Genomic DNA, 13,187 nt, shown 5'->3' with positions numbered 1-13,187 from the left:
CCGATCCCGGCCGGCCTTGGCTCCGGTGACCCGCCGGGGATGATCAGGGTCTTGCCGAACCCGGCCCTCCGCTTCCGAACATGTCACCAGCCGCCAGGTAGCGGGGTGAGAGATCACGGTTGCGGTTCGTGATCGCTTCGGAGCGGCGAATGTGGCTGGTTGGGCGGGGCCTCTGCTTGATCGTGTTCGTGTCGGAGACGGTCGGGTGGAGGGTGGGTTCGGGTGCGGCGGGAGTGAGAGCCGGAGGAGCTGATCGCGGCGTGGACGCCCACGTCTTGAACCTCCATGTGTGCGGGGTTCGAGATCCTTTCAGACGGGTGCGACAGAATCACGGCAAGGGAGAACGCTAGTGTCCTGAGTCAGTAATTCGCCTATTGTTCACGGCCTACCCGTATCCACCAAGGTGGTCGCCGAGGAGATCGGGGTATCGCGCGAGACGGTTTCGAAGTGGCGTCGGCGCTTCCTGGCCGACCGGCTGATGGGTCTGGCCGACGAGCCGCGTCCGGGCCGGCCGCGGACGGTGAGCGATGAGCAGGTGGCGGAACTGATCGCGCGCACTTTGGAGACCAAGCCCGCCAACGCCACGCACTGGTCGACGCGATCCATGGCCAAGCAGGTGGGCCTGTCGCAGTCGACGGTGTCGCGCGTCTGGCGGGCTGGTAGCACAGGTGTGTGACATGTGGTGATGTGACGGATGCGGAGTGGGAGTTGATCCAGCCGCCCCCGCCGTTGGGGGTCTCAGGGCGCTCCGGCGGACGGTCCATCAGCCACAACCCCGTTCTCTGCCATGCCGGAGGGCAGGAACACCCGGCTGCGGGGGCCAAAATGAAGGCGGGCCCGACGCCGGCGCGTCAAGCCCGCCCCAGGAGATGATCAGGAGGCCTGGCCCGTGGCGGAGATGACCGAGCCCTTGTACTTGTCCTGAATGAACTTCTTCACCTCGGGCCCGGCCAGCAGCTGGGCCAGCTTCTTCACTCGCGGGTCGTTCTCGTTGCCCGCCCTGACCACCAGTCCGTTCGCGTAGGGGTTCCCCGCGGACTTCTCCAGCACCAGCGCGTCGGTGGCGGGGGTGAGTCCCGCCTCCAGCGCGTAATTGCCGTTGATGACGGCCGCGTCCACATCGTCAAGAGAGCGAGGGAGCTGCGCCGCCTCCAGCGGCTCGAACTTGAGCTTCTTCGGGTTGCCGGTCACGTCTCGCTCGGTGGCGGCGGTGCCGACACCCTCCTTGAGGGTGATGACCCCGTTGTCCTGCAGCAGCGTCAGCGCGCGACCCAGGTTGGTGGCGTCGTTCGGCACGGCCACGGTCGCACCTTCGGACAGCTCGCTCACACTCTTGATCTTCCTGGAGTACAGGCCGAGCGGCTCGACGTGCACGTCCTGAACGTAGGTGAGCTTCTCGCCGCCCTTCGAGGCCAGGAAGTCCGCAAGGTAGGGGCGGTGCTGGAAGTAGTTGGCGTCCAACTGGCCCTCCTGCAGCTGCACGTTCGGCTGCACGTAGTCGGTGAACTCGACGATCTCCAGCTTCAGGCCCACCCCGGCGGCCAGGCTGTCGCTGACGTACTTCAGGATTTCCGCGTGTGGGACCGGGCTGACACCCACCTTCAGTGGCGCGGCGGCGGCGGGTGTCGGCGCGGCGGACTCGGTCGAGCCAGAGCCGCACGCGGTCAGGACCAACGCCAAAACGGCCCCGGCCATGGCTCCGAACAACTTGCGCATCTCAATTTCCCTTATTGATGTGAGAGTTTCCGGGCGACGGCGTCGCCGAGGAACTGGACGAGCTGGACGATGATGACGAGCAGCACGACGGTGACGACCATGACGCCGGTGTCGAACCGTTGGTAGCCGTAGCGGACGGCGAGGTCGCCCAGGCCTCCGCCGCCGATGGCTCCGGCCATCGCCGAATAGCCGATGAGGGCTACGACGGTGACGGTCAGGCCCGCCACCAGCTGCGGCACCGCCTCAGGCAGCAGCACCTTGACGACGATCGTGAGCCGCCGGGCCCCCATGGCCTGCGCCGCCTCCACGACCTCCCGGCCGACGCCGCGCAGCGCGGTTTCGACCAGGCGGGCATAGAACGGTACGGCGCCGAGAGTGAGCGGCACGATGGCGGCCACGGTGCCGATCGTGGTGCCGGTGACGAGCCGGGTGAACGGCAAGATCGCCACCATCAGCACGATGAAGGGCAGCGACCTGCCGACGTTCACCACGGCCCCCAACATCGCTTTGATCATGGGCAGCGGGCGCAGGCCGCCCCGGTCGGTGACCACGAGCAGCACGCCTATCGGTAGTCCGAGCAGCGCGGTGAGCAGGGCCGACCAGACCACCATCTGAGCGGTCTCCACGGTGCCCTGCCACAGCACCGAGGGCAGTTCGCTGAGGTTCATGCCGCCTCCACCAGGACGCCGCGGCCGCGCAGGCTTTCCAGCGCCTCGGCCGCGCGCTCGCCGCCGATCCGCACCCGCAATCGACCGGCTGAGCGACCGCGCAGGTCCTCGACGGTGCCGCCGATGATGTCCACGTCGACGCCGTAGGTGCGGACCAGGCTCGAGACGATGGGCTCGTCAGCGCGACCGATGGGAAGAGTCAGGGTGAGGCTCCCGGCAGGGGGCGGGTCGGGCAGCGGGAACAGTTCGCGCGTCAGCAGCGAGCCGGGCGTGGCGATCAGGTCATACACGCCCCCGGCCTCCACCACCCTGCCCTCGCGCAAGGTCGCGGCCGAATCGCACACGCTCTTGATGACCTGCATCTCATGGGTGATCAGCAAGATCGTGAGTCCGAGCTCGGCGTTGAGGCGGCGGAGCAGCGCGAGGATCGACTGGGTGGTGGCCGGGTCCAGCGCGCTGGTCGCCTCGTCCGATAGCAGGACTTTCGGCCGGGCGGCCAACGCCCGTGCGATGCCGACGCGCTGCTTCTGTCCGCCGGACAACTGCGCCGGGCGAGCGCCGGCCTTGTCGGCAAGGCCGACCAGGTCGAGGAGCTCGGCGACCCGGGCCCGTCGCTGGGCGCGCGACATCCCGGCAATCTCGAGCGGGAAGGCAATGTTGTCGGCGACGGTGCGGGACGACAGCAGCGCGAAGTGCTGGTGGATCATGCCGATCCGCTGCCGCTGCCGGCGCAGTTCTCCTTCGGGCAGGGCGGTGAGGTCGCGCCCGCCGACCTGAACGGTGCCGCTCGTCGGGCGTTCTAGGAGGTTGACGCAGCGGAGAAGGGTGCTCTTGCCCGCGCCGCTCTGCCCGAGGACACCGAAGATCTCGCCTTCGCGCACGTGCAGGTCGACCCCGTCCAGGGCGAGGACCCTGGATCCGTACACCTTTCGCAGCGCATTAACCCGTATCACAGGTAGGTTATACATGAAAATATCAGTCAAACCACAATCGGTCATGACAACAGCCCAGTTCCTGCCCCCTTCCACGCACGACGGTGACAACCATCACCGTGAAAGGACACGGGCGGCACGGCACTGGCCTCAGGTCGCCCGCACGCCGGCGCGACGCCGGCGATGGAGAACTCCGTTGTCGGAATGCCGGGATCGGACATCCGGTGCCGCCATCGACATCACCGTCGCCACGCTGTGCGATCTGGATGCGCCGGTACCGGGCGCGCCTGCGCACTCGCGACGCGTATCCGGGAGGACGCGACCGCCTACCGTACCGCACGATCACCATCGAAAGCCGTCGCCCCGACCTGCTTACCTGATACAGCTGGAGGATCTAGCCTGGATGTCCTGTCAGTGCCTGATTTCAGCGATCCTCGGGCGGCCTACCTTCAGATTGCGGACGATCTGCGTCAGGAGGTGACGGCAGGCCGCCTCAAGGTGGGCGAGCGACTACCGGCTCGGCGGCAGTTGGCCAAGCATTAATGGTGTAGCCATCGAGACGATCCGTCGAGCGTTGGACGAACTTACGCGCGAGGGGCCCGGTTGGCCGCCTCGGAGCGCCCGGACCGGATCTTTGAGACCACGGTGGAGGTGGCCGGCAAGGCTGGGCCAAGGACCGGGTGATCTCGACCGTGGATCCCGAGGCCCGGCACGGGCACAAGACCGCATCCCGTGGGTTCGACGGGTACAAGGGGCACCTGGCCGAGGACCCTGACTCGGAGATCATCACCGCGACGACGGTGACTGCGGGCAACTGTGGTGATGCGCAGGCCGCTGCCGGCCTGCTGGAGGATCTGCTGGCCGAACCTGCAGATGATGACAGTGCCGCCCCTCCCGCCAATGCTGCCGACGGCGTTTGCAGCTCAGAACCCGGCCAGGTGGACGGCGGGAAGGCCACCGTGTACGGCGATGCCGCCTACGGCGCCGGGGACCTGCTGGAGCAGCTGGAAGAGGCGGCCGTCGATGAAGACGAGCTGATCAAGCACTGTGGGCTGGTCGGTGAGGAGCTGAAGCGCCTGGTCGGGCCGAGTCCCGACGCAGCTATGACGGGGTCGCGTTACGGAGTCCGGGGCCGCGATAGGGCAGCGTCTGGCTGTAGACGATGCTGGTCGTGGTACTGCCGAAGCCGGCCAGCTCGTCGACGAGCCGTTCCAGGTGCGGCATGGACGTCGCGGCCACCTTCAGTGTGTAACAGTCGTCACCGGTGGTGCGCAGGCACTCCAGGATCTCCGAGCGTTCTCCCAGCAGCCGGTGCAGCGGCTCGTGCCGGCTACCGGGGTACTTAAGGCGTACCACGGCGAGTACCGCGAAACCGGCCTTCGCCAGGTCCACGTCAGCCCGATAGCCGGTGATGACTCCCTCGGCCTCCAGCCGCCTGACCCGCTCGGTTACCGCCGAGGCGCTCAGGCTCACCCGGCGACCCAACTCGGTGAACGGGACACGGCCGTCGCGCTGCAGCTCGGCCAGGATCAACCAGTCGGTCGGATCGAGAGTCACGGTCATCTGCCGAATATACCGGCGAATTACCGGCCAAACCGGCTATACACCAGGAAGAATCCATTCAAGCCCTCCGGGGACTGTGGATAGCCTGAACCGGTGCGGATAGGCGTGAACGTCCCCAACTTCGGTCCCGGCACCGGCTCCGGCGCGCTGCGGCAGTGGGCGCAGACGGTGGAGGGACTCGGCTTCGACCTGCTTATGATCTCCGACCACGTCGCGGTGACGCCGGATGTCGCCGAGCAGTACCCGGCACCGTTCTACGAGCCCTTCACCACCCTCGCGTGGCTGGCGGGCCTCACCCACCGGATCCGACTGGGTACCTCAGTGCTCATCGTCCCGTATCGCCACCCCCTGCTCATCGCCCGCATGGCCGCCAATCTCAACCGGCTCAGCGGAGGGCGGCTGGTCCTGGGCGTGGGCGTTGGCTGGGCGCGGCAGGAGTTCGCCGCCCTGGGAGTGCCGTTCGAACGGCGCGGCGCGCTGACCGATGAGTACCTGCGCGCGGTGCGCGCCGCCTGGGACGACGAGCAGGACTACCGTGCCGGGCACATCCCGATCTGGGTCGGCGGCAACAGCGATGCCGCCCTGCGCCGGGCCGTACGCCTGGGCCAGGCGTATCATCCACTGCGCTTCACCCTGCCGTGGCTGCGTGGGGCGCTGAAACGCATGAAGGACTTCGCGTATGAGCAGCGGCGGCCGGTGCCGGCTCTGGCGCCCCGTATCGCCCTGCGGCTCACCGACACGCCGATCACCGGCCCGGGACGACTCGCCGGCGAGGGCACGGCCGACCAGATCCACGACGACCTGCGGGAACTGCGCGCGCTCGGCTCCGACACCGTCGTGCTCGACCCGTTCAGCGGCGATCCTGCCGAGACTTGCCGCCCGCAGCAGGCTTGGCGGGCGCTGGCGACCGTGGCCGCACGCGAGAATCTGACCAGCGACCGTACCCCGAAGGAGCAACCATGACACACGACGACGAGAAACTCCTGCGGCGTGCCGTCGAACTGGCCGCGACGGCGCGCGCCTTCGGCAACCCGCCGTTCGGCTCGCTGCTTGCCGACCCGGACGGCACCGTCCTGGCCGAAGAGCACAACACCTCCCTCACCGACCGCGACATCACCGCCCACCCGGAACTGAAACTGGCGCGGTGGGCGGCCCGCGAACTCGATCCCGCCACGGCAGCCGCCACCACCCTGTACACCAGCTGCCAGCCCTGCGGCATGTGCGTCGGCGCCATCGCGCGCTCAGGCCTGGGCCGCGTCGTCTACGCCCTGTCCAACGAACAGCTCGCCACCCTCAAACCGGCTGGCAGTGGCTTCTGCGACGCCCCCGCCGAAGGCCCGGCCCTCTTCGACGAGGCGCGCACACCCGTCGAGGGCTACTACCACTGAGAGAACGGCCCTTCGTAGCGGTGGCCTCGCGGGTGTTCTCGCGTTCGGTCTCGGCCATGGCGGCGAAGAACGCGAACAGCATCCGGCCCGGCCCGGACGGGTCGTAGGTCCCGGCCAGGGGTCCGGCGAGCATCTCCAGGACCAGGCCGTGGGCGGTGAGGTGGTCGGCGAGCGCGGTGAGCTCGGCGGCGTCGCGGCCCAGGCGCTTCATCTCGTAGACGGTGAGGATGACGCGGCAGTGTGGGGCGTGGGCCTTCACTTCGCGCAGCAGTTTCGCCAGCGCGCAACCTTCACGAACCGGCCGGTGTGGTAGGTCCCGGCCACCGCGCCCGAACGTGACCGGCACGGCGGGCTCGGGCGAATGCGTCGAAGCCGTGCCCGTTCGCCTTCTGGTCGACGTCGACGACATCCACCCCCGACGCCGCTCCGGTCGGCATGCCGGTGCCGTGGCCGGGCCCGGGGGGCAACGGGCGAGGCAGGGGATTCCGGTTGAGAGCAAATCATACTTTTCAAGTAGGAAATACCTAGATATAGTTCCGCCATGAGCACGGATTTGACAGTGACCTCAGCGAGGGCCGGGGCCCTCCTCTCCTCCGCTCCCAGCCGCCGCGGCTTCCTGGCCCTTGCCGGAGCCACCGCCAGCCTGCTGCTGATCGGTTGCGGCCCGGACGGCGAGCCCGCGGTCGGCGCAGGGAGCGGGGGCGCTCCCGTCAAGGGCGGGACCCTCAAGTTCGCTTGGCTGGGTGCCCCAGAGTCCCTCGACCCGCAGATCAACAGCAGCTTCGCCGGCGCCAACTTCTCCAACAACATCGTGGACCGGCTCCTCTTCCAGGACCGTGACAGCGGCGAGTTCAGTCCCTGGCTGGCCACCAAGTGGGAGCACAACGACGACCTAACCGAGTACACCTTCACGCTTCGCGAGGATGTGACCTTCAGCGACGGAACCAAGTTCAACGCGACCTCGGTCAAGAACAACCTCGACCAGTTCTTCCACGGCGACGAGGCACTCGGCATCCTGCCCAACGGCAAGAGTTACCTCGGCCCCTACAAGGAGACCGAGGTCGTCGGCGACTACGTCGTCAAGGTGCGCTTCACCGCCCCCAACGCGAGCTTCCTGCAGTTGAGCGCCCACAGCGGCACCGGCAACATCAGCTTCCTTGCGGACAAGACCCTGAAGTCCTCGGCCGAGGACCGGCTGAAGCCGGAGAACGTGATCGGCACCGGGCCGTTCACCGTCACCGAGTACGAGCCGAAGGTGCGCACCGTCATCGTCCGCCGCGACGACTACAAATGGGCACCGGCCGCGCTGGGCCACGAGGGACCGGCGTACCTCGACAAGATCGAGTTCATCACCATCCCCGAGGCGAGCGTGCGCGTCGGTGCGCTCCAGTCCGGTGACGTGCCGGCCGCCTTCGACATCCTGCCCACCGACGAGAAGGTCCTGACCGCCCAGGGCTTCGAGCTGACCGCCAGGATCAATCCGGGATTCACCCTCGGCTGGCAGTTCAACCTCAGCCTTGCCCCGACCAACGACATCAACGTCCGGCGCGCGATCGTGGCGGCCACGGACCGCCCCGGGTTCAAGAAGACCCTCCTGTCGGACTCCGAGGGCGAGGCGCGCTCCGTGCTCACCGACGGCGTGCCGGGGTTCGTCGACTACAGCCAGGGCGCGCTGAAGTACGACCTCGACCTGGCCAAGAAGCTGCTCGACGACGCGGGCTGGCAGCCCGGCGCCGACGGGATCCGGGAGAAGGACGGCGTCAAGCTCAAGCTCAAGGGCACCGGCAACATCCTGGTGCCGGACGCCCGAGTCACCTACGAGGCCACCCAGGCGGCACTGAAGTCGATCGGGGTGGACGTCGAGATCGTGTTCGACCCCAGAAACATCCCGGCGGAACAGCTCACCGCGGAGTACCACCTGGCCAACATCAACCGCGGCCGCAACGACGTGGCCGTACTCAACACGCAACTCAACCCCGACCGGGGCAACGGCGCGGTCATCCCGGCCGACTTCCCGGACCGGGCGCGGATCGTGAAGACCTTCGACGCCTTGGACACAGCCATCGGAGCCGCGCAGGCTCCCCTGGCCAAGGCCGTGCAGGACCTCATCCACGAGGAGCTTGTGCTCGTCGATCCGCAGTTCCAGACCTCGCAGGTCGCCGCCGCCAAGGGCGTCCACAACATCTACCTCGACGCCGCTGACCGGCTGATCTTCCTCGACACCTGGGTGAGCGGAACGTAACCTGTGTTGACCTACGCCCTGCTGAAGCTCGGCCGTGCGCTGATTGTGGTGTGGGGGGCCTTCACCGCCTCCTTCATCCTCCTCTATCTGATGCCGGCCAGCCCGATCGAGCTCCTCTTCCCGCCGAACGAGCGCGCCAGCATCGATCCGCAGGCGTTCAAGGAGATGGAGCGCGCCTACGGGTTCGACCGTCCCACCTGGGAGCAGTACCTCGACCGTCTCCTGGCCGGCCTCCACGGCGACTTCGGGACATCGGTGGGCACGGGTAAGCCGGTGATCGAGGCGATCGGCGAAGCGTTGCCCAACACGGTGATCCTCGCGGCGGCCGCGCTGGTGCTGGCGTCGCTCTTCGCGCTCTCCGTCGCCTGGGTGGCGACCTATCTGGAGTCGGCGTGGCTGCGCAATCTCATCTCCAGCGTTCCGCCCCTGCTGGTGTCGTTCCCCAGCTTTCTGCTCGGACTGATCATCATCAAGATTTTCTCCTTCCAGCTCGGCTGGTTCCCGCCCATCAGCGGTGACGGGCTGCGCGGGCTGGTGCTGCCCGCAGCGGCGCTGGCGATCCCGGTCTCGGGTCCGATCGCCCAGTTGTTGCTCCGCAACTTCCAGACCGAATACTCCTCGCCGTATGTCCTGACGTCCTACAGCAAGGGCCTGCGTAAAGGGCAGGTGCTCAACACCGAGGTGCTGCGCAACGCGAGTCTGCCGGCGCTGACCCAGGGCGGCATCATCGTCGGAGAGTTGCTCGCCGGCGCCGTGATCACGGAGACGATCTTCTCCCGCGCGGGGATCGGCCGGCTCACCGAGGAGGCGGTCCGGGCGCAGGACGTGCCGGTCGTCCAAGGGATCGTCATGCTCGTGGCCGTCTGCTTCGTGACGGTGAACTTCATCGTCGACGTCTCCTACCCGCTTGTCGACCCGCGGCTCAAAGCCATACCTAAGGGTGTGACCGCGTGACCATTCGCCTCGACCAGCCGTCCGCAGCCGATCCGCCGTCGACGGCCTCCGGTGCGGACCCCACCCTTGACGCCGCGACGCCTTCCGCTCCGCCCCGGCGGCGGTTCGGCGTGTTCCATCCGATTGTCACCCAGCCCGGCCTCGCGGTCGCCGTCCTGGTGGTTCTGCTGGCCGTGGCGTTCTGCGTCATCCCGGCGGCCTTCACCTGGATGAACCCCTACGTCCCCGACACGAGCGCGATCCTGGCGGGACCCAGCGCCACCCAGCCATTCGGAACCGACCGGCTTGGCCGCGATGTCTACACCCGTACGGTGTATGGCGCGGTTATCACCCTGACCGCCACTCTGCTCGCGGTGTCGATCGCGTTCTTCATCGGAACGGCGCTGGGTCTGGTAGCGGGCTTCGTCCGGGGCATCGTCGACCTCGTCCTCATGCGCGTCGTCGATGTCCTGCTCTCGGTTCCCGGCTTGCTGCTGACGATGGTGATCGTCTCGGCGCTTGGCTACGGCACGACCAATGTCGCGATCGCGGTCGGCATCTCGTCGGTGGCGAACTTCGCGCGGGTGATGCGTGCGGAGGTTCTCAAGGTGACACAGGCGGACTTCGTCGAGGCCGCCGCCAGCATCGGCACCCACAGGGTCGCCATTCTCCTGCGTCACGTGCTGCCGAACTCGATGAGCTCCGTCCTCGCGCTGATCCCCCTGCAGTTCGGCTCGTCGATCCTCGCGATCGCGGCGCTGGGATTCCTCGGGTTCGGAGCTCCGCCGCCGCAGCCGGAGTGGGGCCTGCTGGTGGCGGAGGGCCGTGACGTGCTCGCGATCGCGCCATGGATCTCGCTCTTCCCCGGCGCGGTCATTCTGTCGGTGGTGCTCGCCAGCAACCGGATCAGCCGTGCGTTGCAGCCAGTAAGGGGGCTTTGATGTCGCTGCTCTCCTTCACCGACGTCAACATCTGGTACACCCGCCGAGGTGAGCAGCCCAGTCAGGCGGTCGCCGGAGTGTCGCTGGCGGTTGAGCCAGGCGAACTGGTGACCATCGTCGGTGAGTCGGGGTCCGGCAAGTCCACGTTGATCCGCTCGGCGATCGGGCTGCTGCCCGTCAACAGCCGGATCGGCGGAGAGATTCGTCTCGACAATGCCAGCGTCGCTGGTTGGTCACACAACAGGTTCGCCCGCTATCGGGGGACATATGTCGGCTTCATCCCGCAGGACCCCGGTGTCGCGCTGAATCCGGTCAAGCCGATCGGTCGTCAGCTCGAAGACGCGTTGCGCAACAGGCTGCGCGGGGGCCGGCTCCTGCCGTTCGGGAACGGGGCCCACCGCCAGCACATACGACGGGAGGCGTTCCGGTTCTTGGAGCTGGCCGGTCTTCCGGCGCCCGAGGCGATCTACGCCAAGTACCCGCACGAACTCTCCGGCGGGATGAAGCAGCGGGTGCTGATCGCGATCGCCCTTTCCGGAGAGCCGAAACTGCTCATCGCCGACGAGCCGACCAGCGCGCTCGACGTCACGGTGCAGAAGCAGATCCTCGACCACCTCGACGTGCTCCGCGAGGAACTCGGCATCGGGATCCTGCTCGTGACCCACGATCTCGGGGTGGCCCTGGATCGGGCGGACCGCATCGTCGTGATGCGTCATGGTCGCGTCGTCGAGGAGGGCACCAGCAGCGAGATTCTGCACGGCGCACGCGACGGCTACACTCGCCGGCTGCTGGAGGCGGCACCGGGGCTGCACACCGGTCGGCTCACGCCACGCTCGATCGACCTCAGCTCGCTCAAGCTCGCGCGGGTCGCGGCCGGTGAGCACGAGCGGGGCACGTCCGAGCACGCCATCGAGGTCACGGACGTCTCCAAGACGTTCACCACTCGCCGGGGTGGCGTCGAGCACTCGGTCAAGGCCGCCGACGAAGTCTCCTTCAAGGTCAAATCAGGGGCCACCCACGCTCTGGTCGGTGAATCCGGCGCCGGCAAGTCGACCATCGCCCGAATCGTGGCTGGACTGACGGCGGCCGACAGCGGGGAGGTGCGACTACTCGGGCAGGCCGAGCGGTGGAGCCGCAAGCGGCTGAGCCGGAGCCTTCAGTTCGTCTACCAGAACCCGTACTCGTCGTTGGACCCGCGGTTCTCTGTCGCGGACCTGGTCACCGAGCCGATCCGGGTGCACCGCGGGGACATCGGCCGGCGGGACCGGCACGAGATCGCCTTGGAGCTGCTCGACGGAGTGCAACTGCCGCACAAGTACGCCAAGCACAGGGCGGGCGAACTGTCGGGTGGGCAGGCTCAGCGGGTCGCGATCGCGCGGGCGCTCTCCCTCAACCCGGAGATCGTCATCCTCGACGAGGCGGTGTCGGCACTGGACGTCTCCGTTCAGGCCGAGATTCTCCAGCTCCTGGCGGACCTTCAGGCCGCGTACTCCCTCACCTACCTGTTCATCACCCATGACCTCGGTGTTGTGAAGCTGTTCGCCGACGCGGTGTCGGTACTTCGGGCCGGGTCCGTGGTGGAGTCCGGGGATACCGCGAGTGTCCTCGGAAACCCGCAGGAGGAATACACCAAGCTGCTGATCGACTCGGTTCCCGGCTCCCACCTGACGGTCTGACCGAACGAGCGTCCCCACGATATGGAGTAGGTGGTTGCGGGTGACCACGCCCGAGTTCCTCTGGTACATCCCAAACGAAACCAACCCTGGTCACCGTGGCGACAACGCCACCGACGGCCACAACAGTCTCAGCACGCTGGCCACGCATGCGCTCGCGCTGGAGAAGCACGGCTGGAAGGGCGCGCTCCTGGGGACCAGCTGGGGCCGGCCCGACACCTTCACGGTCGCGACGGCGCTGGCGGCGCGGACCACGAGGTTCGAGCCGCTCATCGCCATCCGGCCGGGTTATTGGAGACCAGCGAACTTCGCCTCCGCGGCTGCCACGCTCGATCACCTCTCCGGTGGGCGGGTCCGCGTCAACATCGTGTCGGGCCAGGACCACCTCGAAGCGTACGGCGACAGCGAGGAGAACCAAGCGGCGCGATATGGGCGTACCAAGGAGTTCATGCGGCTGGTTCGCAAGTTGTGGACCGAGGAGAACGTGACTTTCACCGGGGAGTACTTCCAGGTCACCGGGTCCACGGTCGTTCCGAGGATCGCGCCCCGTGACGGCCGGAGGCACCCCAAGATCTACTTCGGCGGAGCGTCGGAGGCGGCGGAGCGGGTGTCCGCCACCGAGGCGGACGTCCAGCTCTTCTGGGGTGAGCCGTTGGAAGGTATCCGGGAGCGTATCGAGCGACTCAAAGCGCTGAGCGACAAGCTGGGACGTGAGCATCCCCCGCTGGAGTTCGGGTTGAGGATCACGACCTTCGTCCGGGAAACGACGGCGCGGGCGTGGGCCGACGCCGAGGCCAAGGTGGCTGAGCTGGCCGCGCGCCAGGGCACACTACCCCGGGACCGCAGTCGAACGGTCGCGGTTGGTCAGCAGCGGTTGCTCGATCTTCAGGCGCGCGGCGAAGTTCTCGATGAGAACCTCTACACCGCCCCGGGCAAGTACGGCGGCGGTGGGGCAGGCACGACCTGGCTGGTCGGCTCTGCCCAGGATGTCGCGCGATCGCTGCGCAGGTACGCCGACCTGGGGATCACTCATTTCGTGCTCTCGGACACGCCCTACCTGCCGGAAATCGAGCGCCAGGGGACGCAGCTCCTGCCACTTCTCGGCGCAGGGCGGACGAACGGCGGCTAGCA

The 13,187-nt window shown here is 67.7% G+C and carries 13 protein-coding genes and 2 pseudogenes; 9 read left to right on the top strand and 6 right to left on the bottom strand.

Annotated features, from left to right (window positions below; translation table 11 throughout):
- Window positions 1-406: 406 nt before the first annotated feature.
- Window positions 407-658, top strand: a pseudogene (locus KIP79_RS17020) (helix-turn-helix domain-containing protein); the annotation flags it as partial.
- A 215-nt stretch (window positions 659-873) separates the two neighbouring features.
- Here the strand turns inward: KIP79_RS17020 and KIP79_RS17015 are convergent.
- Genes KIP79_RS17015 through KIP79_RS17005 form a run of 3 tightly spaced genes read right to left on the bottom strand, consistent with a single transcriptional unit; the run spans window position 874 to window position 3,352 of the window.
- Entirely contained in the window at window positions 874-1,716 is an 843-nt protein-coding gene (locus KIP79_RS17015) for a MetQ/NlpA family ABC transporter substrate-binding protein (RefSeq protein WP_214105795.1), read from the bottom strand.
- Between the two features lie 11 nt (window positions 1,717-1,727).
- Window positions 1,728-2,384 carry a methionine ABC transporter permease gene (locus KIP79_RS17010; RefSeq protein WP_214105794.1) on the bottom strand — a complete coding sequence of 219 codons (657 nt, stop codon included), beginning with the start codon at window positions 2,382-2,384 and terminating at the stop codon, window positions 1,728-1,730.
- Complete coding sequence (locus tag KIP79_RS17005) at window positions 2,381-3,352, bottom strand: methionine ABC transporter ATP-binding protein (RefSeq protein WP_214105926.1); 972 nt, start codon at window positions 3,350-3,352, stop codon at window positions 2,381-2,383. Before KIP79_RS17005 ends, KIP79_RS17010 begins: the two co-directional genes overlap by 4 nt.
- Window positions 3,353-3,984: 632 nt before the next feature.
- Between KIP79_RS17005 and KIP79_RS47035 the strand changes: the two are divergent.
- Window positions 3,985-4,278, top strand: a pseudogene (locus tag KIP79_RS47035) (transposase); the annotation flags it as partial.
- Here the strand turns inward: KIP79_RS47035 and KIP79_RS48395 are convergent.
- Complete coding sequence (locus tag KIP79_RS48395; RefSeq protein ID WP_256447295.1) at window positions 4,240-4,362, bottom strand: hypothetical protein; 123 nt, start codon at window positions 4,360-4,362, stop codon at window positions 4,240-4,242. The pseudogene KIP79_RS47035 and the gene KIP79_RS48395 sit on opposite strands and share 39 nt — an antisense overlap.
- Window positions 4,363-4,417: 55 nt before the next feature.
- Window positions 4,418-4,879, bottom strand: a complete 462-nt coding sequence (locus KIP79_RS16990; protein WP_214105792.1) for an Lrp/AsnC family transcriptional regulator — start codon at window positions 4,877-4,879, stop codon at window positions 4,418-4,420.
- Between the two features lie 93 nt (window positions 4,880-4,972).
- Here KIP79_RS16990 and KIP79_RS16985 point away from each other — a divergent pair, with 93 nt between their 5' ends.
- Together KIP79_RS16985 and KIP79_RS16980 are read left to right on the top strand one after the other, a co-directional pair.
- Window positions 4,973-5,842 carry an LLM class flavin-dependent oxidoreductase gene (locus KIP79_RS16985; RefSeq protein ID WP_214105791.1) on the top strand — a complete coding sequence of 290 codons (870 nt, stop codon included), beginning with the start codon at window positions 4,973-4,975 and terminating at the stop codon, window positions 5,840-5,842.
- Window positions 5,839-6,267, top strand: a complete 429-nt coding sequence (locus KIP79_RS16980) for a nucleoside deaminase (protein ID WP_214105790.1) — start codon at window positions 5,839-5,841, stop codon at window positions 6,265-6,267. Before KIP79_RS16985 ends, KIP79_RS16980 begins: the two co-directional genes overlap by 4 nt.
- On the opposite strand, the gene KIP79_RS47030 is transcribed toward KIP79_RS16980, so the two are convergent.
- The gene (locus KIP79_RS47030; protein WP_250213357.1) at window positions 6,173-6,676 is read right to left on the bottom strand and encodes a recombinase family protein; all 504 of its coding nucleotides are present in this window, start codon (window positions 6,674-6,676) and stop codon (window positions 6,173-6,175) included. The genes KIP79_RS16980 and KIP79_RS47030 overlap by 95 nt on opposite strands.
- 132 nt (window positions 6,677-6,808) lie before the next feature.
- Here KIP79_RS47030 and KIP79_RS16970 point away from each other — a divergent pair, with 132 nt between their 5' ends.
- Genes KIP79_RS16970 through KIP79_RS16950 form a run of 5 tightly spaced genes read left to right on the top strand, consistent with a single transcriptional unit; the run spans window position 6,809 to window position 13,185 of the window.
- Window positions 6,809-8,509: an ABC transporter substrate-binding protein gene (locus KIP79_RS16970; protein WP_214105789.1), complete on the top strand. Its 1,701-nt coding sequence runs from the start codon at window positions 6,809-6,811 to the stop codon at window positions 8,507-8,509.
- Between the two features lie 6 nt (window positions 8,510-8,515).
- Window positions 8,516-9,463 (top strand): ABC transporter permease, encoded by a 948-nt coding sequence (locus KIP79_RS16965; RefSeq protein WP_214105788.1) that lies wholly within the window; start codon window positions 8,516-8,518, stop codon window positions 9,461-9,463.
- Window positions 9,460-10,383 carry an ABC transporter permease gene (locus KIP79_RS47025; protein WP_308169757.1) on the top strand — a complete coding sequence of 308 codons (924 nt, stop codon included), beginning with the start codon at window positions 9,460-9,462 and terminating at the stop codon, window positions 10,381-10,383. Before KIP79_RS16965 ends, KIP79_RS47025 begins: the two co-directional genes overlap by 4 nt.
- Entirely contained in the window at window positions 10,383-12,059 is a 1,677-nt protein-coding gene (locus KIP79_RS16955; protein ID WP_214105787.1) for an ABC transporter ATP-binding protein, read from the top strand. The genes KIP79_RS47025 and KIP79_RS16955 overlap by 1 nt, the downstream gene beginning before the upstream one ends.
- A gap of 40 nt (window positions 12,060-12,099) precedes the next feature.
- Window positions 12,100-13,185: an LLM class flavin-dependent oxidoreductase gene (locus KIP79_RS16950; RefSeq protein WP_214105786.1), complete on the top strand. Its 1,086-nt coding sequence runs from the start codon at window positions 12,100-12,102 to the stop codon at window positions 13,183-13,185.
- The last annotated feature ends 2 nt before the right edge of the window (window positions 13,186-13,187 follow it).

Source organism: Acrocarpospora catenulata, assembly GCF_018476525.1.
GTDB lineage: Bacteria > Actinomycetota > Actinomycetes > Streptosporangiales > Streptosporangiaceae > Acrocarpospora > Acrocarpospora catenulata.
Note: the sequence above shows the minus strand (reverse complement) of the source record. Positions and strands in the feature narration are given on the sequence as shown.

Bases quoted from the DNA above. Each gene is read 5' to 3' on its own strand.
- KIP79_RS17015 (WP_214105795.1), bottom strand. From the start codon at position 1,716: ATGCGCAAGTTGTTCGGAGCCATGGCCGGGGCCGTTTTGGCGTTGGTC.
- KIP79_RS17010 (WP_214105794.1), bottom strand. From the start codon at position 2,384: ATGAACCTCAGCGAACTGCCCTCGGTGCTGTGGCAGGGCACCGTGGAG.
- KIP79_RS17005 (WP_214105926.1), bottom strand. From the start codon at position 3,352: ATGTATAACCTACCTGTGATACGGGTTAATGCGCTGCGAAAGGTGTAC.
- KIP79_RS16990 (WP_214105792.1), bottom strand. From the start codon at position 4,879: ATGACCGTGACTCTCGATCCGACCGACTGGTTGATCCTGGCCGAGCTG.
- KIP79_RS16980 (WP_214105790.1), top strand. From the start codon at position 5,839: ATGACACACGACGACGAGAAACTCCTGCGGCGTGCCGTCGAACTGGCC.
- KIP79_RS47030 (WP_250213357.1), bottom strand. From the start codon at position 6,676: ATGTCGTCGACGTCGACCAGAAGGCGAACGGGCACGGCTTCGACGCAT.
- KIP79_RS16970 (WP_214105789.1), top strand. From the start codon at position 6,809: ATGAGCACGGATTTGACAGTGACCTCAGCGAGGGCCGGGGCCCTCCTC.
- KIP79_RS16955 (WP_214105787.1), top strand. From the start codon at position 10,383: ATGTCGCTGCTCTCCTTCACCGACGTCAACATCTGGTACACCCGCCGA.